The sequence below is a fragment of the Mucilaginibacter sp. PAMB04274 genome, assembly GCF_039634385.2.
GTDB lineage: Bacteria > Bacteroidota > Bacteroidia > Sphingobacteriales > Sphingobacteriaceae > Mucilaginibacter.
On record NZ_CP155081.2, the window covers coordinates 1,966,128 to 1,989,457 of the forward strand.

Annotated in this window: 14 protein-coding genes; 12 read left to right on the forward strand and 2 right to left on the reverse strand. The window is 43.3% G+C overall.

What is annotated here, in order from left to right; translation table 11 throughout:
* Position 1 precedes the first annotated feature (1 nt).
* From ABDD95_RS08175 to ABDD95_RS08205, 7 genes are read left to right on the forward strand one after another with little or no spacing between them, the layout of a single operon-like run.
* A complete protein-coding gene (locus ABDD95_RS08175) occupies positions 2-3,259 on the forward strand; it encodes a SusC/RagA family TonB-linked outer membrane protein (protein WP_345951393.1) in 3,258 nt (1,085 codons plus the stop codon).
* Positions 3,260-3,280: 21 nt separating this feature from the next.
* Positions 3,281-4,759 (forward strand): RagB/SusD family nutrient uptake outer membrane protein, encoded by a 1,479-nt coding sequence (locus ABDD95_RS08180; protein ID WP_345951394.1) that lies wholly within the window; start codon positions 3,281-3,283, stop codon positions 4,757-4,759.
* A 21-nt stretch (positions 4,760-4,780) separates the two neighbouring features.
* A complete protein-coding gene (locus ABDD95_RS08185; protein ID WP_345951395.1) occupies positions 4,781-6,535 on the forward strand; it encodes a fasciclin domain-containing protein in 1,755 nt (584 codons plus the stop codon).
* Positions 6,536-6,545: 10 nt separating this feature from the next.
* Positions 6,546-7,976: a fasciclin domain-containing protein gene (locus tag ABDD95_RS08190; protein ID WP_345951396.1), complete on the forward strand. Its 1,431-nt coding sequence runs from the start codon at positions 6,546-6,548 to the stop codon at positions 7,974-7,976.
* 33 nt (positions 7,977-8,009) lie between these two features.
* Positions 8,010-11,192: a SusC/RagA family TonB-linked outer membrane protein gene (locus tag ABDD95_RS08195; RefSeq protein WP_345951397.1), complete on the forward strand. Its 3,183-nt coding sequence runs from the start codon at positions 8,010-8,012 to the stop codon at positions 11,190-11,192.
* Between the two features lie 12 nt (positions 11,193-11,204).
* Positions 11,205-12,896 carry a RagB/SusD family nutrient uptake outer membrane protein gene (locus ABDD95_RS08200; RefSeq protein ID WP_345951398.1) on the forward strand — a complete coding sequence of 564 codons (1,692 nt, stop codon included), beginning with the start codon at positions 11,205-11,207 and terminating at the stop codon, positions 12,894-12,896.
* A 26-nt stretch (positions 12,897-12,922) separates the two neighbouring features.
* The gene (locus ABDD95_RS08205; protein WP_345951399.1) at positions 12,923-14,215 is read left to right on the forward strand and encodes a hypothetical protein; all 1,293 of its coding nucleotides are present in this window, start codon (positions 12,923-12,925) and stop codon (positions 14,213-14,215) included.
* 106 nt (positions 14,216-14,321) lie between these two features.
* Here the strand turns inward: ABDD95_RS08205 and ABDD95_RS08210 are convergent, their stop codons facing one another.
* On the reverse strand, positions 14,322-15,305 hold the full coding sequence (locus tag ABDD95_RS08210) for an SDR family oxidoreductase (RefSeq protein WP_345951400.1): 984 nt from the start codon (positions 15,303-15,305) through the stop codon (positions 14,322-14,324).
* 222 nt (positions 15,306-15,527) lie between these two features.
* Between ABDD95_RS08210 and ABDD95_RS08215 the strand changes: the two genes are divergently transcribed.
* From ABDD95_RS08215 to ABDD95_RS08235, 5 genes are all read left to right on the forward strand, one after another.
* Positions 15,528-16,292 (forward strand): SDR family oxidoreductase, encoded by a 765-nt coding sequence (locus ABDD95_RS08215; RefSeq protein ID WP_345951401.1) that lies wholly within the window; start codon positions 15,528-15,530, stop codon positions 16,290-16,292.
* An 89-nt stretch (positions 16,293-16,381) separates the two neighbouring features.
* The gene (locus ABDD95_RS08220; protein WP_345951402.1) at positions 16,382-17,053 is read left to right on the forward strand and encodes a MarR family winged helix-turn-helix transcriptional regulator; all 672 of its coding nucleotides are present in this window, start codon (positions 16,382-16,384) and stop codon (positions 17,051-17,053) included.
* A gap of 73 nt (positions 17,054-17,126) precedes the next feature.
* Positions 17,127-17,972: a 4-hydroxy-3-methylbut-2-enyl diphosphate reductase gene (locus ABDD95_RS08225; protein ID WP_345951403.1), complete on the forward strand. Its 846-nt coding sequence runs from the start codon at positions 17,127-17,129 to the stop codon at positions 17,970-17,972.
* A gap of 43 nt (positions 17,973-18,015) precedes the next feature.
* Positions 18,016-18,951, forward strand: a complete 936-nt coding sequence (locus ABDD95_RS08230; RefSeq protein ID WP_345951404.1) for a DUF1338 domain-containing protein — start codon at positions 18,016-18,018, stop codon at positions 18,949-18,951.
* A 4-nt stretch (positions 18,952-18,955) separates the two neighbouring features.
* On the forward strand, positions 18,956-21,880 hold the full coding sequence (locus tag ABDD95_RS08235; RefSeq protein WP_345951405.1) for an FAD-linked oxidase C-terminal domain-containing protein: 2,925 nt from the start codon (positions 18,956-18,958) through the stop codon (positions 21,878-21,880).
* Positions 21,881-21,933: 53 nt separating this feature from the next.
* Here ABDD95_RS08235 and ABDD95_RS08240 read toward each other — a convergent pair whose 3' ends face one another.
* Positions 21,934-23,076, reverse strand: a complete 1,143-nt coding sequence (locus tag ABDD95_RS08240) for a putative sensor domain DACNV-containing protein (protein WP_345951406.1) — start codon at positions 23,074-23,076, stop codon at positions 21,934-21,936.
* Positions 23,077-23,330: the final 254 nt, after the last annotated feature.

Genomic DNA, 23,330 nt, shown 5'->3' on the forward strand with positions numbered 1-23,330 from the left:
AATGGAAAAAATATTTACCCATCTTTTTTTCTTCTGCTCCATATTTACAGCGGCTTTGGTATGTAGCACCACCGTTAACGCGCAAACTACTGCTGCCCCTGTGGCTACCCTGCGTGGAAAGGTAACTGATAAAAAGGACCGTGCGCCACTGGTAGGGGTAACCGTAGTTGAAGTAGATAAAGAAAAACGTACCATTGGCGGCGTTACTACCGACATTGGCGGCAACTTTGCGTTGCGGGTTAAAAGTCCGCAAAACAGGATATCAATCTCTTTAATAGGCTACAAAACCGTTGTGCTGGATATAAACAACCGCACAACTGTTACTGTACAACTTGAGCAAAGCACAAACACACTAGCCGATGTAGCTATCACTGCTAACAGGACGTCGAGCAATGGTTTGTTGCAAATAGATCAGCGCAACTCAACAACCGCTGTTGCCAAATTAAGTGCTAAAGATATTGAAGAGCTTTCGGCATCCTCTATCGATCAGGCTATACAGGGGCGTTTACCGGGTGTAGACATTGCCGCAAACTCAGGCGATCCGGGTGCAGGTATGCAGATACGTATTCGCGGAACCTCTACCATCAATGGTTCAACCAATCCGCTTATTGTATTGGATGGTATGCCTTATGAAACCAACATACCTTCCGATTTTAATTTTGGTACGGCCGATGAACAGGGCTACGCCTCCTTACTTAACATTGCACCATCGGATATTCAGGATATATCTGTATTAAAAGATGCTGCTGCAACAGCCGTTTGGGGATCCAGAGCGGCAAATGGTGTGTTAATTATAAACACTAAACGGGGTAAAGTTGGAGCTCCGCAGGTTACTTACACCGTTAAGGCAACCGCTTCAAGGCAACCCAATGCCATACCCATGCTTTCTGGTGATCAATATTCCCAATTAATACCCGAGGAGGTAATGAACCGTACCGGTACGCCGCTGAATACTGAAACGGTTAAAGAGTTTTTATACGACCCCAGCGACCGTTATTACTACAACAACTACAGCAACAATACTAACTGGATTAATGCTATAACACGTACCGGTTATATGCAGGATCATTCCTTGTCATTATCTGGCGGTGGAGAGAAGGCGCGTTATTTTGCCTCAGTAAGTTACCTTAACCAAAAGGGCACAACTATTGGTACCGGCCTAAATCGTATAACAACCCGCCTTAACCTTGATTACAACGTATCAGACCGAATTCGGTTCCGTACTGATGTTTCTTACACGCGTTCAAATACAGACCGGGTTTATGATGACGATACCCGCAGCATTGCTTACCAGAAAATGCCTAACATGAGTATTTATGAGTTCAATAGTGCGGGTAATAACACAGGTAATTATTTATCGCCTATACAAAATATACAGGGCGGTTATCCGGGCACCTTTAACCCGGTAGCCATGCTAAACGCTGGTAAAAACAACGTAATTGGCCAGCGTATAGTGCCGCACTTTAACCTGCAGTATGATATACTGCCCAGCTTATTCAGAGCTACTTTTGATGTACAGTTTGACATCAACAATACTAAAAACAAAACCTTTTTACCACAGATAGCTACCGGTCGGCCTATAAGCGATGTAAATGTGAATAATGCTTTTGATGGTGATGCAGATCAGTTTGGCATTATTACAAAAACTAACTTCATATATACTCCCCGTTTAAACGATAAGCACAGCTTAATGGGGCTGGTATCTTTTATCACTAACGACAATAAGACAACTACATTACAAGCACAATCATCAAACTCGGCATCGGTAAATCTTCAAGATCCGTCGGTAGATGGTCGTGTGCGCAATCTGAGTTCTGGCTTTACACAATCGCGCAGTTTGGCCGCATTGATGAATGCGCAGTATGGGTTTCTGGACCGCTATATTGTTAATATGGCTTTACGTGCCGACGGTAACTCAAAATTCGGTCCTGAAAATCGCTGGGGTTTGTTTCCATCTGTATCCACACGGTGGAGAATATCGGGCGAACCTTTTATGAAAAAGCTAACGGTTTTTGATGATCTGAGCTTACGTTTAAGCTATGGAAAGAGCGGTAATGATCCTAAAAACAATTATTCGTTCTATAACATCTATGGAAATTATGCATATGATTATTTAGGCTCATCGGCTGTTTATTCGCAAAATATCGAATTACGCAACCTGCGTTATGAGACCGTAACCGGTCAGGATATAGGTTTAACCTTTGCCATGCTAAAAAATCGCATCAATGTAGATGTGGATGTGTATCGTAACCGTACCACCGATTTGTTTTTTAACGGGCTAAGATTGCCTGGTATATCTGGCTTCGGCAATATAAACCTCAACGTGGGTACTATGGATAACCAGGGTTGGGAGATAAACTTAGGTGCTGTGGCGGTAAAAAGCAAAAAAGTTATTGTTGAAATGAACTTTAACATTGCCAATAACACTAACATTATACGTAGCATATCAGAATTTTACCCCAGTACGAAGGGCGACATTACCACCAACGGGCAGTATAAAACGTTACTGCAAACCAATAATCCATTTGGGTCTTTTTATGGGTTCCGCTTTAAAGGGGTATACAAAGATCAGGCCGCTACCACAGCCATTAATGCAAACGGACAACCTATAGTAGGCCTGGACGGGCAGCCGCTGCAAATGCGCTTTAATTATCCGGCAACCGACTACCTTTTTAAACCCGGCGATGCCATATACGAAGATGTGAACCATGATGGTAACATTAATTACCAGGACGTGGTTTACCTGGGTAACGGTAACCCTAAATTTACCGGTGGTTTTGGGCCAACAATTACGTATAAGGGCAACTTAAAAATTAACGCTTTCTTCAGTTTCAGAACCGGTTACCAGCTCGTTAACGGTACCCGCATGCTTACCAGTAACATGTACAATTTTAACAATCAAAGTACCGAGGTGTTGCAAAGATGGCGTAACGAAGGCGATGTAACCAATGTTCCGCGGGCGTTATGGAATGATGGATATAACTGGTTAGGCTCGGACCGGTATGTGGAAGACGGCTCTTTTATACGCTTACGCTCGGTAACAGTTAGGTATAATTTAACCAAAAACCTGCTTAACCGAATTGGCATACGTAGTGCAAGCATTTACGTAACCGGCGAAAACCTGATAACCTTTACCAAATATACTGGTCAGGATCCTGAAGTTTCTGTAAAAGGCAGTGATCCGTTCAGGGTAGCTACCGATAATTCGATGACGCCGCCAACCCGCAATTTTGTAACGGGTTTAGTGGTAGGTTTTTAAGTATGAATGATAAGTACTGGCATGAATAAAAAAATTAAATATCCGGTTATATTATTGCTGTTGATGCTTTGCTCCACATCATGTAATAAGTACCTGTCGCTTGAGCCACAGGATGGCATCATCAGGCAAAACTTTTGGAAGACAAAGGAGCAGCTCAAGGCTGCGGTTATGGGCTGTTATGCTGCAATGCTGACTGATCCGCTAGTAGAAGACTTGTTTTTATGGGGCGAATTGAGAGCTGATATGCTTTCACCCGGCTCGGGCATCAGGAACCCGGAACTAAATGTGATTAACGTTAACATTACCTCCACCAATACCATAACCGATTGGTCTGTAATATATAAAGCGATAAACAATTGCAACACGGTATTGGATTTTGCTCCGCAGGTTATGGAGTCAGATAACACACTCACCCAAGCCACTTTAAACGGTTATATGGGCGAGGCGCTGGCTTTACGCGGCCTGCTATACTTTTACCTGGCCCGCAGTTTTGGCGATGTGCCACTCAAACTCAAATCCACAACCAGTGATGATGATGTGTTGCAGATAGCCAAAAGTACGCAGCAGGAAGTGTTTAACCAGGTTTTAGCCGATTTAAAACAAGCCGAACAATATGTTGCAACAACCTACGGCAACCGTAACGATGATAAGGGGCGGATAACACGGTACACGGTAAACGCTACCCTGGCCGATCTTTATTTATGGATGGACAGGTATGACGATTGTGTTAAAGCTTGCGATTACATTATCAATTCAAATCAGTTTATTTTAATACCCGGCGATAATAACTGGTTTACAACCCTTTTCTTTCAAGGCAACTCCAATGAAAGTTTGTTTGAGCTGCAGTTTAGCCAAAATAAACTTAACCCGTTTAACGACATGCTGGCTGTAGCAAATAAACGCTTTAGGGCTGCACTAAAAGTAGCTCCCGAGCTTTACACGGTTGATAATATTGATATTACCAATCAGGACATACGCGGTAACGGTGCGTCAGTAAGATTTAATGATGGTAGCATTTACAAGTATCAGGGCATAAGCGGCAGCTCAACCCGTACCTCGGCTACTTCATATGCACACTGGTTTGTTTACCGGTATGCTGATGTGTTGCTTATGAAAGCTGAGGCGCTTAATCAGTTAAATAATGGACAAGGCGCGCTGGACATTATTCAGATTATACGTGAAAGGGGCAATGCGCTGCCAACATCGGCGGCTATTGTGCAGCCCGACGACAAATCGGGTATAACCGATTATTTGCTTAATGAGCGTGCCCGTGAGTTTGCCTATGAGGGTAAACGCTGGTATGATTTGCTCCGCAACGCCCGCCGCAATAACTACGAAAGAATTGACCTGTTGCTTGATATAGTAAGCACAACAGCCAGCCCGGAATATCAGCAGGCAGCTATTGTTAAATACCGCGATAAACGCAGCCATTATTTCCCCATCTTTTTGGGAGAGTTGCAAACTAACAAAGCCTTGGTTCAAAATCCTTTTTATCAATAAGTACTACTAAATAAAGTGTTTATGAAGACATTAATAAAGCACAAATGGATAGCATCAATAACCCTGGTTTGGATATTGATAACCGTTTTGTCGGCCTGTAAACGCGAGGAATTTACAGTGAGCACAACCGGCGATGTAAACATAACCGAATACCTGAAGAACAACCCTGGCAGCTTCTCTCTATTGTCTAAAATATTAGAGATAACAGGCAGCGATAACTCCTTGGGCGGCTATGGAACTTACACCCTGTTCGCTCCAAATAATGAGGCAATAACCAAGTACCTTGCCGAGATTGGCAAAGCCTCCGTAGAGCAGGTTGGTGTTGAGGACTTGAAGGACCTAGTTAAGTTTCACCTCATTAGAGATACCATTACCACCGACAAGTTTACCGATGGTAAATTACGTACCGTAACCATGTATGGTCAGTCTCTACTTACAGGAGCACAAAACATAAATGGGGTAACAACGCTAACCATTAACAGGCAGGCTACACTTTTGCAGGCCAACATACGTACAGGTAATGGCATCATCCATGTTATTGATAGGGTACTAAAACCGTCGAGACTTACCTTGGCGCAAACTATTGAACAAAACCCGGCCTACTCCATATTTACCGAGGCATTGAAGGCAACCAAGCTGTACGACACGTTGAATATACTGCCAACCAATAACCCCGACACCACAAGGCGGTTCCTGACCGTACTGGCCGAATCGGATGCGGTGTTAAAGGCAGCCGGTATAAGTTCATACAGTGCTCTAAAGGCTAAATACAGTAACACCGGTAATCCGCAACTGGCAAATGATAGCCTGCATCTTTTCATTAACTATCACATCTTGCCTGGCTTAAAATATTTACCGGATATTTTCAATGCATCTTCGCATACTACATTGTCGCCGCTTGATGTAGTTACTTCCAAGCTTGTTAACAAGAGCGTCTTAATTAATGACGACACCTTTAATGGCATCTACGAGCCAGGTGCTGCTATTGATAGGGCATCGAGCGATAATACGACATCAAATGGCGTGCTGCATTTTATGGCTAGTCATTACGCCATAAAGGTAAGATTTCCAATACCGGTATACTGGGAGGTAACCGACCAGCCTGAATTTAAAGCGCTTACTGGTGTCTATCGTGTTACTAATAAAAACAGTCCTAGTTATTCGAACGGCGATTTGAAGGATATAAGCTGGCAGACCGGTTCTGTAAGTTATCGGGTGGCACCAGAGGCACGTCAGTTTTACGTGTACAATAACGATTATTTGTTTATAGCTGCGTTAAGAACTGCCGCAACCGCCAACAGCTTTGTTGAATTTAAAACACCATTGCTGGTTAAAGGCCGGTACAAAGTGTGGGTAAGCTTTGTAAGACGCGGTGGCGGCAGAGGCGTTTCAGTATTGTTCGATGGACAACCTTTGTCGCGGGTGCTTAACCTGACTGAAAGCTTGCCTGCCCAAGTGTTAGTGGGTAACAAATGGACGTACCCTGCCGGCACAACTCCGGAGTCGCTGGAGGCCTTGGGTAAAAAAATGACTTTCGGGGGTAATGTACCTTATTACAACAACCCCGCCCAAACTATTGATTACTATCGTGACAGCTACGCTTTATTGGCTGGTACAATTGACGTGACCAAAACCGACCGTCATTTGCTAAGGCTGCAAGCAGTAGCCGATGTATCTGGTGACGTACAGATAGATATGATCCACTTTATTCCCGAAAATATGGACCAGCTTTATCCAAAGTTTAACCCCGATGGCTCAATAGTTTATAAACAGTAACAAGCCTAGCATGATATTAAAAAACTTATTCAGATTTGTAGCATCAATTATATTCATTGCAACGCTGGCGGCCTGCAATAAATATAATGAGCAAACTAAAGCTAACAGCGAGGCTTTGGAGCAATCGCTTGCGCAGCTAATACAGCAAACGCCATCCATTAGCCGTTTTAATGAACTTTTAGTAAAAACCGGATATGACAAGTTGCTGGCTACATCAAAAATGTACACGGTTTGGGCTCCGGATAATCAAACACTGCAATCGCTTGATGCTGCTATTACAAACGACGGTGAACGCCTGAAGCAATTTGTAGGTAATCACATTGTTAATTTGGCTTACTATACTAACAGCCCCAATCCAAGCCTGCGTATTAAAACGCTTAATGGTAAGTATATCAAACTTACATCAACGCAATTTGAAGATGCTACTATTACACAAGGCAATCAGTATGTTGGTAATGGTGTACTGCACATTATTAATAAAATAGTGTTACCTAAACCTAATGTTTGGGAATACATTACCGGCACAGCGTATAAACAGAAAGATTATATAAAAGCGTTAGACTTTACCGCAATTGATTCTTCTAAAGCGGTGCAAACCGGCCTTGATCCGGCTACCGGAAAGCCCATTTACCAGGCGGGCACAGGGTTGGTTACCAAGAACTATTTGTTTGACCGCGTTGGCGATCTGCGTAATGAGGATCAGGAATACACATTTATTTTGCTAACCGATGATGCACTCGACGCCGAAAAAAATAAAATTAAGCCTTATGTGCAAAGCACAACAGAGGCCGAAACAGATAAGCTTAGCTCTCTGCATGTGATAAAGGATCTGGTAATAAAAGGTGTTTATGCCCCTCAAGACTTACCTGCTACGCTTGTATCTGCCGATGGGGTAGTTGTGCCCATTAACAAAAATGCTATACTCGAAACGCGCGTTACCAGCAATGGCATAGTGTATGTAATGAGTGAGGCAAATGTAAAGCTCTCTGATAAGATCAGACCGGTAAAGCGGGAAGGAGAAAAACCCGACGGCTTTAGCCGAAACGACAAAAGTGGTAACATAGCTTATCGCCTAAGAGTAAATCCCAACAACGGGCAGCAGTTTAATGACATTTATATTTTTAACCACAAAATACCGCTGTTTAATGTAAGATATAACCTGAAAGAGCTTTACAAGGTTAAATACAAGGTGTACTGGGTAGCACCAAATGATGTACAAACATTAACATTTAAACAGCGCTTTGCGGTAAACGATCCTAACTCAACAGCGTTTGCCGAAACACAGGTCAACTTAAAAGACTATAGTGAAATTTATGTGGGTGATTATTCTCCAGCAACATTTGGCGGCATAACAGCCTATGTTATAGCGGCCAACAATGGCGTAGATCAAACCAACTCTATAAACCTCGATTATTTCATACTGGTGCCGCAAATACCCTAACTAATTGATAAGATTTTTATACAACCTATAAACATGCGCATATTTACCAAAATACCTGTATTGGCTATATGCGGCACACTGTGCTTGTGTACGGCAGCTTATGCCCAGCAAACCAGCGCTCCGCAGACAGTTACTGCAGTTAAAAATAAGAATATAACCGGGTTAGAAGTAACTGGTCAGGTTACCGACGCTGCAACTAAAAAGCCGCTGCCCGGCATAAATGTAGTTATTGAAGATGTATCGGCAGCAATTACCGATGATAGGGGTAATTTTAAAATTACCGCACCTTCGCGCAATAGCTTGCTTCAGGTATCGGGCCAGGGTTACCAGTACAAGGAAGTGTCTGTTAATAACCGTAAAACTATTAATGTAGCACTTTATGAGGATAGTTTTGCCTCGGTTTATGATCAGGTAACACTTCCTTTCAGGCAGGTAGCAAAATCGCAGATCAATTATTCGGTTGCTTCTGTTAATACCGATGGCAGCTGGAACCGCCCTAAAGAAACGCCTGATAATTTTTTGCAGGGGCAGGTAAGCGGCCTCAATGTAACACGGCGTTCGGGAACGCCAGGGGTTGGCGCGAATCTTTTTTTACATGGTTTTAACTCTTTAAATGCCAGTAACCAACCATTATATGTAATTGACGGAATGATATATGATGCCAGTACTTATGGTAACTCTATCATAAGTGGTCATGTTACTAATCCACTTTCTAATATCGACATTAAAGATATTGATAACATAACTGTTGTAAAGGATGGTGCCTCTTATTATGGAAGCCGGGGCGCAAACGGCATAGTATTCATCAATACAGCGCATGCAAAAGAGCTAAGCACACGTATAGATTTTGCTGTTTATGGTGGCATGAATTTTACTCCCAAAAATGTCCCGCTTCTAAAAAGCAATGATTACCGCTTGTACTTATCCGATGTTTTGAGGAGCGCCGGGCAAACCGATGCGCAAATTCAAGCGCAACCCTACATGAATGATAATCCGGTTACTAACCCGGCCTATTATCAGTATCATAACGAAACAGATTGGCACAAGAAAGTATTCAGCACCAGCTACAGCCAAAACTATTACCTTAAAGTAACCGGTGGCGATAATATAGCTAAGTATGCGCTATCGGTAGGTTACTTAAACAATAGTGGTATTATTGACAGTACCAGCCTGCTGCGTTACAGCACCCGTTTTAATGCCGATTTAAACTTAACAGCCAAGCTAACGGCTAATACTAACTTGTCGTTTTCATCGTCCGAACAAAACCTGCGCGATCAGGGGTTAAGTACTTCTAACCCTATGTTGGTTAGCTTGGTAAAAGCGCCGTTCTTGTCAATTAACCAGATATCTGAAACCGGCGTACAATCGCCCAATTTGGCCGATGTTGATGTGTTTAACGTAAGCAATCCGGTCTCGTTAATTAAGAACGCACAGCAAACCAACAAGTACTACCGGTTCTTCGGCTCTGTAAAGTTCAATTACCAATTTAATAAACATCACAGCCTTAGTTCTTTAACCGGCTTGGTTTATGATAAAGTGCGTGAAAATACCTTTATACCACGGTTAGGTGTAGCGCCAGACACGCTTAGAAATGCGGTGGCTTACAGTCGCCTGGGTGCATCTATTCAGCGTTATAATTCATTTTATAATGATACCTGGTACAGCTACAAAAGGTCATTTACCGGTGAGCACGATCTTATGTTTAACGCCGGATTCCGGTATCATGATAGTGAAAGCGAGCAGGATTATGCCCAGGGATATAACTCGCCAACAGATGATTTTGTAAGCATAGGCACCGGTGTAAGCAGTTTACGCCGCCTTAGCGGAGATTATGGAAAATGGCGATGGTTAAACACTTACGCAGCAGCCAATTATAGTTTTCAGCACAAGTACTTCGTCTCGGCTAATCTTTCAATTGATGGCTCATCACGCTTCGGTAAGGAAATTCCGGGGGCGTTAAGTATAGCCGGCAACAAGTATGCGGTACTGCCATCAGTAGCGGCTGGCTGGCTCGTCTCGTCGGAAGAGTTTATGTCGGGTTTGAGCGCCGTTGATTTGTTTAAGGTGAGAGTGAGCTACGGCTTAACCGGTAATGATGATATTGGCAATTACAGTACCAAATCTTATTACGTTTCACAAAACCTGTTGGGCTCACAAGGTTTAGTACTGGGCAATATTGCCAACTCGCAACTGCAGTGGGAGTTGAGCAAAAAAGCCAATTTGGGTTTGGATATTGCTCTATTTAATGAGCGCCTGTCTTTAAGCATTGATGCTTACCATAACGTAACATCAAAAATGATAACCTTTGACCCGGTTAGCAGTGCTGCGGGTATGCGCTATGTAATAGCTAATAGCGGTGGCATGCGCACCAACGGAGTAGATCTGGCTTTAAATAGCCGCATAATTAACAGCGCAATTAAGCTCGATGTGGGTGTTAACCTGTCAACCTATAGCAATCGCATTACAGCCTTACCATCTAACAACACTGTTACCAACTATGGCGGTGCTACAGTTGTTACGCAAATAGGGCAGCCTGCTGCTATGTTTTATGGCTATAAAACCAGTGGTATATACGCGTCAAATGCAGAGGCTGCAACCGCAAATTTAAGTATAAGAGGCACCGATGGCGGTTTAATTCCTTTTAGAGGGGGAGATGTGCGTTTTGTTGATGCCAATGGCGACCGCGTTATTGATGATAACGACCGAACTATAATCGGGAACCCCAACCCCGACTTTTTTGGAAGCTTTAATGGGCGTTTAAGCTATAAAAACATATCTATAGCTGCATTATTTACGTTCAGCAGCGGTAATCAGCTTTATAACGGCCCAAGAGCTATCCTGCAGTCACTGTCATCACCAGCCAATCAGTTTGCAAACGTTATAAACCGTTGGCGTTTTGACGGGCAGGCAACCGATGTACCGAGGGCAGCCTACAGAGACCCTATGGGTAACGCCCGCTTTTCGGACCGGTTTATTGAGGACGGCTCTTACCTGCGCTTAAGAACATTGGCTATAAACTATAACCTGCCGGTTAAACCTAAGTTCATGAAGTACGCAACCATTTATTTAACAGCCGATAATTTATTTACGGTTACTAAGTATTTAGGCTACGATCCGGAATTCAGCGGATCGGGTAGCGCCTTAACACAAGGTATTGATACGGCTTTAGAACCCAACATCAGATCGGCGCAATTAGGCGTACGTATTGGACTTTAATAAGAACACAACATGAAACTTAAAATATCTTCTGTTATAAAAAGTGCAGCGTTAGTTGTATTGTTGTCAGGCTCATACTCATGCCGCAATATGTATGATGTAGAGCCTCAAAACCAAATTGAGTACAAAAACACATTTCAGAATATATACGATGCCGACGCAGCCGTTATTGGCATATACGGTAAAATGCTTGGGCTGGCCAGGCAGTATGAAGTACTCAATGAGTTACGTGCCGATTTAATGGACGTAACCCCTAATGCAGGTGCCGAACTGCAGCAAATTAACACGCACAGCGTTCAGGCGGGTAATACTTATGCCGACCCGCAGCCTTTTTATACCGTTATACTCAACTGTAACGATGTTATGAAGAACTTGAAAGTAATGTACGATACCAAAAAGATAACCAGCAACGATTTTAACCAGCGTTGGAGTGATGTTGCCGCCCTGCGTTCGTGGTTATACTTTCAGTTGGGTTTGCAGTTTGGCGAGGTGCCCTATGTTACAGAGAGCCTGGCTAATGCGGCCGATGTAAAGGATGAAAGTAAATATCCGAAGTTAAAGCTCGATGCATTAGTAAAAACACTCATTGCCTTTATGGAGGCATTACCGTATAAAGATCCTTACCCGGCAGCCAACTCACTGGTTACTCAAATAGACGGCTATCCATCAAAGATTTTCTTTATCAACAAGAAATGTTTACTGGGCGATTTGTATTTGTGGAATAACGACTATCATAATGCTGCAGTAGTTTTTAAACAGGTACTGGAAACATCGACGCCCGCAGGACCGAGTGATAGTTACAATTACTTTAATACCTACACGCTTAATAGCGGCTCAGACAATGATGCTGTTACGGCAAGCGCCTGGCAAACATTTTTCTCACGCTCTACACAAGATCGTGAATATCAAACCGAGTGGATATGGTCTATGGTATTCGACAAAAACTTTGCTCCGGAAAATCCATTTGTTGATCTTTTTGCAAATTCAGGCGGCAGGTACTTGGTTAAACCATCACAAACAGCAATTGATAACTGGAACGCCCAGCAGCAAAGTGACGGCACACCATTCGATTTAAGAGGACCAAACAATACATATAGGATTATAAATGGACAGCCGGTAATTGTTAAATTTTTATACAACTACTTAAGCACGTCTACAGGCTTGCCTATAAACCAGCTCGAAAAAAATGGCAAATGGTTCTTGTATCGTACGGCAACCCTGCACTTGCGCTATGCAGAAGCCGCTAACCGCGATGGCCAAACTAAAATTGCCTGGGCGCTGGTAAATGCTGGTATAAAAAGTGCGTATGATGATTTAACGCAGCCTGATGCAACTAAACGAAGAATAACGCTATTGCCTGAACCTTATGCGTTTGATGCACGCAAACTTGATGCGCCCTCAATTCGTGGAAAGTATCACCGCAATTTGGGCATTCGTGCCCGTGTTAACACCACGCTGCTTAACGTAAACCTGCAACAGGATATGCTCGGCATGGAAGACAAGCTTATGGAAGAAGCCGCCCTGGAGTTAGCGTACGAGGGTAACCGGTGGCAAGATCTGATGCGTATAGCGCAACGCCGTAACAATCCGGCTTTCCTGGCCGATAAGGTATACAATAAGCTTTTGAAAGATGGTAACCCTGCAGCTTCGGCGGTAAGGGCACGCCTGATGAATACAAGCAACTGGTTTTTACCTTTTAAATAACATAAACAAAAATTAACTTCTCTATTATGTTTTCAATACCATCTCTAAAATTACGCCTTCAAAAAGCAGCGCAAGGTATTTGCGCAACTATTGCTTTAGGAGGATGCCTTGCATCAACTACGGTTGAGGCGCAACAGCTGGCTTTTCCGGGTGCCGAAGGTTTTGGCCGCTTTGCAACCGGCGGGAGGGGAGGCAGCGTATATCATGTTACTAATTTAAATGATAAAGGCGAAGGTTCTTTCCGCGATGCAGTTAGCAAACCCAGCCGTATTGTGGTGTTTGATGTAACTGGTGTAATCAAAATTACCGATAAAATAGCCGCCGCATCCAAAATTACTATTGCCGGACAAACCGCACCGGGACAAGGAATTGTAGTTTACGGCAACGGTGTGTCATTTTCAGACAGTACCATTGTGCGTTATATGCGTTTTAGAGGCAGCATCAACATGCCACGCGGCGCCTGCACAGTAGTGGCTGATGATTGTAAAGATGTAATATTTGATCACGTAAGTATTGAGTGGGGAAGATGGGATAATTTGCACATCAAAAACAGCTCAAACATCACATTACAATACTGCCTCGTAGGTGAAGCCATTGACCCGCAAAGATTTGGAGCCTTGTTCGAGAACCCAACTAATGTAACCGTGCACCACTGTTTGTGGATTGACAACCAAAGCCGTAACCCCAAAGGTAAGGCCGGTTTAGAGTATGTGAACAACGTGGTGTATAATTGGGGAGTAAACGGATTTGTAGGTGGACACTCAGCCGCTGTGCACACACAAGATATTATAAATAATTACTTTATTGCCGGTCCTAATTCCGGTCATGCTTTTATTGGCATGTTTTCGACAACTGATAAGGTTTACCATAAGGGTAACTATGTAGATATGAACAAAGACGGCAAACTGAATGGCCGTTTAACAGTAGATTCAGATTTTGTAAAACGTGGCTTAACCATGTTGCCGCGCCCTACTTACAAAGCCAATGTCAAAGCCGAAAGTGCCACAGAGGCTTACCAAAAAGTATTGGCCGAAGCAGGCGCATCCCTGTCACGTGATGCCGTCGATACACGCATTATTGGCTACCTCCGGAGTTTGGGCAAGTCGGGCATTATATTTAAAAGCGAAGTTGATGCCGGCGGCCAGCCGGAATTACCTGTTGCGCAAAAGTTAGCCGACACAAACGGCAACGGTATACCCGATAAATGGGAGTCGACTCACCTAAGTGATACAGCTAACCTGGCAGATACCAGTAAAGTAGGCAAAGACGGCTATACGCTAATAGAAAAGTACGTAAACGAATTAGCTAAAATAAGATAGTTGATAGTAAGTAATATGATTTAAAAACTTCAAACCTCATTACATATCAAAAGAAAGCCTGCAGATGAATAATCTACAGGCTTTTCTTTTATTACTTAAATATCAATTATTTCTTTAAGCCAATAACCAGTGCGCTTGTAAGCAAGCCGGCCAATAAAGCTCCTGCTAAATACTTACGGTGTGCTCGTGGCTTCCCGGGTAGTCCAAAACCGCCATGCGTGCTCATTCCGTACTTTACGGTGGTAAACAAGTTGCCATCTGTTAAAGGAAGGTTATCGGCTACTTTAAAATATCTCCGCATTACAAATCCGGTAGCTTTAGCCGTAAGCTCCGGAAATAAGGCGTGTGATAATTTAAGCAAAAGCGACAAGCTCCCTACATAGGTATTAGACCGGGGATCTTTGATCACGTTTGCCATGGTTTGAGCAAGCCGCTTAGGATCGTAAACCGGTGGCGCAGGCCTTAGCACCTTGCCAGTGTAATTACCTGCATGATGAATGCCGGGAGTGTCCAAGAAAGCCGGGAACAGATCACAAATATGAATATCAGGCCATGCAGTCAATTCGGCCTTAAGCGCCTCTGAAAAGCCTCTTAAGCCAAATTTGCTTGCAGTATAACCAGCTCCATAAGGTACTGGTAAAAATCCGCCGATAGAGATGTTATTAATAATAGTGCCCTGTTTCTGTGCTTTGAAAATAGGTAATATGGCATGGGCTCCATTCATGTAGCCCAACAAATTAGTTTCTATAATTTGCTGATGCACTTCCATTGGCGTTTTATCAAAATCGCCGGCTGCTAACACGCCGGCGTTATTTATCCAAACGTCTACTTTGCCTTGCCACTCTTGTGCCGCATTGGCCAGGTTTATCATGGCTTTGGCATCAGTTACATCTACAGGCACAACCAGCGTTTGCGCGCCTAATTGCCTGCACTCGTCTGATAGTTCATTTAATGCATTTTCATTACGGGCAGCTAAAACCAAATTAGGACTAAATGGAGCAAACTCAAGCGCAGCTGCACGGCCGGCACCACTTGATGCCCCTGTTATAACAATTGTCTTACCTGTTAAATGGTTGTTTTGTAGTTCCATCTTTTTTTAACCATTGGTAACACTAAGTGTTTTGCATAACAATCACCATCATTGCCTATAAGTCAGGAAGCAATAAGGGGCAGACCTGCCGATAAAGTGATAAATAGGCGAAATAATCAAACAAAAAGTTTTATGCATATCACAAAATGATACCTTTGAAGCTGTGCATGTTACACAGATGTGTTAAATGCGTAATGAGTATTACACTAATAACAACTACAGATGTTTAGTTTAAGAGATAAAATCGCTGTTGTAACCGGCGGTGGTAGTGGTATAGGAAAAGCCATTTCCAAATTATTTGCACAGCAAGGTGCAACCGTTCATGTCATAGAACTTAATGCTGATGCGGCGCAGCAAACGATTGATGAAATACAGTCATCTGGCGGGCATGCTTTTGCGCATAGCGGCGACGTAACTAATCAACAACAGATAATACAGGTCTTCCAATCTATAGGTAAAATAGATGTTTTAGTTAATAATGCCGGTATTGCCCATGTTGGCAACGTTGAAAAAACCGAAGAGGCCGATTTTGAAAGGGTATATAATGTTAACGTAAAAGGTGCATATAATTGCCTTTATGCAGTTGTGCCGATTATGAAAAGCAACGGAGGTGGTGTTATCGTTAGTATGGCTTCCATTGCATCATCTGTGGGTATTGCCGATCGTTTTGCTTATTCTATGAGTAAAGGTGCAATTCATGCCATGAGCATGTCTGTAGCACGCGATTACCTGGGTGATAACATACGTAGCAACAGCATATCGCCGGCCAGAGTTCATACACCATTTGTTGATGGCTTTATTGCAAAGAACTATGCTGGTCGTGAGGCAGAGATGTTTGAAAAGCTATCGCAAAGCCAGCCTATAGGCCGTATGGCTAAGCCCGAAGAGGTAGCCGCCTTAGCGCTTTATTTATGTTCTGACGAGGCCGGCTTTATAACAGGATGTGATTATCCTATTGATGGAGGCTTTATTAAATTAAATAACTAGTTCTGCCTATAACAATATGGTTAAGAAGACAGTATAACGCTGTATTCCTTTTAACTTAAACAAAATGAACATAATATGGTTCAATTGACATGAAATCGTACGGACTGGTACACCAATTATTGAACCTTGTTGAACAGTTTGAAAAGGAGAGTAACGGATCGGAAATATCGATGCAGGGCTTCGCTGGTTTCTTAGTTAATCATTTGCAAGATTCGGCTCCGAACGAAACCACACCAGATATTCGCTTTGGTGAAAATGAGAAAGAGGCTCAATCACAGGCTTATCAAATTGATAATAGCATTGCACGCTTGTTTATTTACATGAGCCGCTATGCCAAATATTATATCAAAAAGGCTTTAGAAGGTACTCCTTTGCAAACGGGTGAAGACTTTACCTGTCTTGCCATTCTGCTTACTCACGATAATATGTCTAAAGGCGATCTGATTAGCCGTAACTTGCAGGAGAAGACATCAGGCACAGAAGTAATCAGACGTTTAATCACAGCCGGGTTAGTTGAGCAGTGGAACGATGACAAAGATAAGCGAGGAAAACGTATTTGCATTACTGATGCCGGACGCGAGTTGCTTTATGATGTGTTTAAAGAAATGAACAACGTAGGTAAAATAGTTACAGGCGAACTAAACTTGTCCGAAAAGCTGGTTTTGCAGCACCTGCTCCAAAAATTGGAATCGTTCCACTATCATCATCACGAAAAGAAGACCATCAATTCAAAGAGGGATTTGCAAGAATTCAATAGTTAAACGGGTTAGTACAATATTTAACTTATTCAAACAGTTTTGGTTCAAAGTTGTATTTATTATAACTTTGAATACTATGCTGAACTTATCAGTTGATATTGATGCCAATTCTGGTTTTTGTTTTGGAGTTGTTTACGCCATTGAGATGGCCGAACAAATTTTAGAAGAACAGGGTTATCTTTATTGCCTGGGCGATATTGTACACAACGACGAAGAAGTGCAGCGCTTGCAGCACAAAGGTTTACGGATAATTGATAACGATTCATTCAGCGTATTGCGTAACGAGAAAGTGCTGATACGTGCACATGGCGAGCCCCCTTCTACTTATCAGTTGGCCTTGGCTAATAACATACAGCTCATAGATGCATCCTGCCCTGTGGTGCTTAAACTGCAAAACCGAATTAAACGAAGTTATGATAACGGGGAGCCGATATTTATATTTGGTAAAGAAGGCCATGCCGAGGTAATTGGGTTAAAGGGTCAAACCAACAACAATGCCGTGGTTTTTGGTAGTTACACAGAACTGCAAACAGAGCTTCTCCCAGCGCAGATTACCTTATACAGCCAAACTACTAAAAGCACTGCAGAACTTTATAACATCAAAGATACCCTGGAGGCATCCGGAGCAAAGGTAGACTTAAAAGATACCATTTGCAGGCAGGTATCCAATCGTGATCTGGAACTGCGGGAATTTGCCGCCCTTTATGATACGGTTATCTTCGTTTCAGGCAAAAAATCATCTAATGGCAAAATGCTTTACCAGGTTTGCAAAGAGGCTAATTCAAAAACCCATTTTGTTTCAGGATTAAGCGACTTGCAGCCGGAATGGTTTAAGCAAAATGACCGTGTTGGCATTTGCGGTGCAACATCTACCCCTATGTGGCTTATGGAAGAAGTAAGGGACCGGATAATCAATCTTTAGCAACTGGAATTTTACTTGCAGAAGTTTATATAAAGGGCGTTATTTGAGCAATAATCCTTTAGCTAAACAACCTATGTATTTTGGTGACGAAACTCCGCTGAATATATTTCTTAATATTCTTTTTGAGCGCTATAGTAACAAGGTACCTGCGGTAAATAAAATTACGAATGCCCTCGTTGCGCAAGACGTAGTCCAATCACAAGACGAGATTGTAAACGATCATATTGCCTTTCGTACATTAGGCGTTCCACATTTGGGTATACAGTCTTTCGAAAAGATATTTCTGCATCATGGCTATCAAAAAAAAGACTACTATTATTTTGAAGGTAAAAAGCTAAATGCATACTGGTATGCGCCGCCGGCCGATAAGTATCCCCGCATTTTTATGAGCGAGTTAGTTGTAGATCAACTATCAGAACAGGCGCAGCGAATCATTCACCAATTTACCGACTCCATCATTGCTGATCCTGTCGATTCAGTTAACTTAAACGACGGAGCGCAGATTGGCGAGTTTCTGCATCAATCACTTTGGGCATTGCCAACCAAAGCAGACTACGAAAACCTATTGCAAGAAAGCGAGTATGCAGCCTGGGTAATTTATAACCGCTATTACCTTAACCATTATACGATAAGCGTACATGCCTTAAAAGAGGGCTATAACCGGCTCGAAGAATTCGATGCGTTTGTGGAGAGTTTAGGAATAAAATTAAATACTGCGGGTGGAAAAGTCAAAATTAGTGGTGATGGCCTACTGAAACAAAGTAGTACGGTAGCCGAAATGCAGGATGCCTTATTTGCTGACGGGCAAACCATGAGTATTGCGGGCAGCTATGTGGAGTTTGCCGAACGTCTTCCTTTGCCTGAATTTGCGCATTTAAAACCGGATGAATTGTTGACCCGGCACCGCCGCGACGGTTTTGAGACGAACAATGCAGATAAAATTTTTGAAAGCACTTACACAGGGCAAACCAAGGCTTAGCAATATGGATAAAAAGCTGCAGCAATTGGCCGGGCAGCTGGAGGGAGAGCTGTTTTGTGATGATACTATGCGTGTTCTGTACGCTACAGACGCTTCTGCTTATGCGGAAATGCCTTTGGCTGTGGCTATGCCTGCTAGTGTTGTTGATATAAGAAAGCTGATTGAATTTGCCCGAACTGAAGGCACTTCTCTTATTCCACGTACGGCTGGTACATCGCTTGCAGGTCAGGTTGTGGGTAAGGGTATAGTAGTAGATGTATCTAAACACTTCACTAAAATTCTCGAAATAAATGCTGCTGAACGTTGGGTGCGCGTTCAGCCAGGCGTGGTGCGTGACGAACTTAATCTGTTCTTAAAGCCTTATAATCTATTTTTTGGACCTGAGACCTCTACGGCTAACCGAGCTATGATAGGAGGAATGGTAGGGAATAACTCCTGTGGATCAAACTCTATCATTTACCGGAGTACTCGTGAACATACTATTGAGATCAAGGCGTTATTAAGCGATGGTTCGGAGGTTGAATTTAAAGCTTTGTCTTTTGATGACTTTATTTCAAAATGCGCCGGAGATACGTTGGAAGCCAGAGTGTACCAAGGTATACGCAGCCAACTAAGTAATTATGAGAATCAAGTAGAAATTAGGAGTGAGTTTCCAAAGCAAAGCATAGCACGGCGTAACACGGGCTATGCAATAGATATACTACTACAAAGTGCGCCCTTTGCAGCAGGTGGCGAAGATTTTAATTTTTGCAAGCTACTGGCCGGATCAGAAGGCACACTGGCATTTATAACCGAGATCAAACTAAACCTTGAGCCATTGCCGCCCCGGGAGAATGGTTTGCTTTGTGTGCATTTCAATTCTATTGACGAAGCTTTACGAGCAAACGTGATTGCTTTAAAGTATCGCCCCGGCGCAAGTGAACTGATAGACCATTACATTCTGGAATGTACCAAAGATAACATAGAACAAAGCCAAAACCGCTTTTTTGTTAAAGGTGATCCTGGTGCTATACTCGTTATAGAATATGCGCGGGAAACACGTGATGAAGTTTTAGCTATAGCGGCCCAGGTAGAGGCTGAAATGCGGGCGGCTGGTCTGGGTTATCATTTCCCGCTATTATTCGGAACCGATACGCAACGCATTTGGACTTTAAGAAAGGCCGGCCTGGGCTTATTAAGTAACTTGCCCGGTGATGAGAAGGCCGTTCCGGTTATAGAAGATACTGCCGTAGATGTACAGGATTTGCCGGCCTACATTCAAGACTTTAACGAAATTTTAAAAAAGTACGGCTTGTATGCCGTGCATTATGCACATGCCGGGTCGGGTGAACTGCATTTAAGGCCTATAATCAACTTAAAAACTGCCGAAGGAAACCGTCTGTTTCGGGTGATTGCACAGGAAATTGCAGCCTTAGTAAAAAAATATAAAGGTTCATTAAGCGGCGAACATGGCGACGGACGCCTTCGTGGCGAATTCATAGAGCAGATGATAGGCAGACGCAATTATGAGTTATTGCGAGAAATCAAAAGCACCTGGGATCCAAATAATCTCTTTAACCCTGGTAAGATAGTGGACACACCGCCCATGAACACTATGCTACGTTACCAACCCGGGCAGCAGAGCCCGGCATTCCGTACGGTATTTCGCTACCCCAATCAGGATGTACTGCGACATGCCGAGCAATGCAACGGATCGGGAGATTGCCGCAAATCGCATTTAATAGGGGGTACGATGTGTCCGTCGTACATGGCCACCTTAAACGAAAAGGATACCACACGCGCAAGGGCCAATATATTAAGGACATTTTTGACTAATTCTGACAAACCTAATCGCTTTGACCATGAGGAGATCAAAGAGGTGATGGACCTTTGCATTAGCTGTAAAGGCTGCAAATCTGAATGTCCTTCTAATGTGGACATGGCTAAGCTTAAGGCTGAGTTTTTGCAGCACTATCAGGATGCCAATGGTGTTCCTTTTCGTTCCCGGTTAATAGCAAACTATGCGGCATCAGCTAGATTAGGTTCGGTTGTGCCTGGCTTATATAATTTTATAATGACGAATGCGTTAACAGCCAGGTTGGTCAAATCCATAGCCGGCTTTGCGCAAAAACGTTCAATACCAACGCTTGGTAAGTTAACGCTGAAAAAATGGTTTGCTCAGCATAAAGGCAGCAACTCATTTGCTAGTAAAAAAACCCTAGGCAGAGTATACCTTTTTTGCGATGAGTTTACGAATTATCAGGATACCGGCATTGGCGTTAAAGCCATCATGCTACTAGAGCGCTTAGGTTACGAGGTGATACTACCGCAACATACTGAAAGCGGAAGAGCACACTTATCAAAAGGTTTACTACGAGAGGCTAAGAAGATAGCACATGTTAACGTCCAGATGCTTAGTAAGTTAATTTCAGCAGATGAGCCTTTGATTGGGATCGAACCATCGGCCATACTTACTTTTCGTGACGAGTACGTGGATCTGATAGATGATGATCTTTTACCGGCTGCCAAACATCTCGCATCAAACAGTTTCCTAATAGACGAGTTTATTGCTGCAGAGATAATTAAGGGGAATATAAAGCAAGAGAGCTTTACCAACGCACAACAGTTAATTAAGCTGCATGGCCATTGCCAGCAAAAGGCTTGGTCTGCCTTAGGCCCTACAAGTCGGATCTTGTCTTTTCCCAAACATTATACCGTAGAAACGATACCTTCCGGTTGCTGCGGAATGGCAGGCTCGTTCGGGTATGAGAAAGAGCATTACAACATTTCTATGCAAATCGGCGAACTGGTTTTGTTGCCAACGGTTCGTAAGCAGCCACACGATGTAATCATAGCGGCCCCTGGTACCAGTTGCCGTCATCAAATAAAGGATGGAACAGGCCGAAGAGCATTACACCCGGTAGAAATACTTTATAATGCCTTGCTATAACCCTCACGACTCATTAATCTCATTTCGTAGATAGTTGCCGTGGCAGATTTAGCTTATAATAGTAAAACGTCAATGCGATGAGCATGAACCATCTTTAACTTTTCTGACCATGCAAATACTGTGAACTGGCCATCCTGCGAGGCCACCAGGGCAACTGCATCATGCTGGTCATGTACAAATTGTGCTGCAGCAAGATGACGTGTGCCGCCATTTTGCGCCGGATGAATGCGTGTGGCTTGGGCACCTGCTATAGGTTCGGTAAGTATAATTTCTTCAACCGGTACGCTGTTGGCAGAGCGTGCCACTTTTGCACCAAATGCTAACAGATCATAATGTTGTGTAATCACAGTTGCGCCATCAACCGCTGTAAATCCGCCAATAATATCAATGGCCTGCAGCAGGGCTTCTTTCCATTCAAACTTATTACGCTCCTGCTCTTTTTGCAGCATCAAATCGGCAATTACGGTATAAGGCGGCGTTACAGCATATTTAATGGGATGAACGATAGATTCCTGCCAGCCAGTTGATGCGCGCGGAACAATCAAGACCAATCCCCCGCGGCGATGTATGCGTATAGATGATGCCAACTGTACCAGCACATTAAATTTTTCGCCCATAAACGAAGGCAGAGACATATTCATCAGCGAGGCATGCAAAGCAGGACAATCTGCAATGCCCATTGATTTTTCGTCGAGCACCTTAATCTGATCGCCATGTAAAACAGCAATATTTACAAACTTGCCAAAGCCTGCCAGGCGGCGGTGTTTAATAACTAGTAACCCCGGTTCAACCACTTCCAGCACAAAGCAAATTCCCGGTACAGTGTGTGTAGTGCCCCAAATGTACAACTCGTCATTTTCGTGCCATACGCCCAGGTGAATGCCCGGTTGCTCTACAGCTGGGGCCAGTTTAACCAGATTATGTGGTGTAAGCCTTAGGCGGTCACCAAATACCAGGGGCTTGCCAGCCTGTTCTGGTTTTAACAAAGCCATAGAAATACTTACCGAACGGCCTTCCTCCCGGCGCAAACTGGCCCAAAAAGCAGTGTCAATAACAGCTTCGATAATGTTTGCGCTGCAAGCTGTAGCCAGATCTTGCTCGCCGAGTTCGTGAGCCTGAGACAAATGCTCGGCAAAATGAACTTCAATGGTTTCGGCTACCATTCGCGCTGCCAGATAGGAGGGTTCGGAAAACATAAGGTTGACGAATTTTGAAACAATGATAGTGATGAAGCGCGGTATAACAAAAGATATAACGCAATGCTTATGTAAAATAAACGCCTGTCCCGTAATCGAGGCTATGGCAGATAGCATTAAAGGGGGCTAATCAACTTGAACCCGGACATTTAACAAAAATTTTATATTGTTTTTTTAACGTATCGCTAGGTAACGTGCTTTCATTTGGCAAAGGTCAATTTGAAGTTATAATTAAATCAATAACGCTTTGTCTG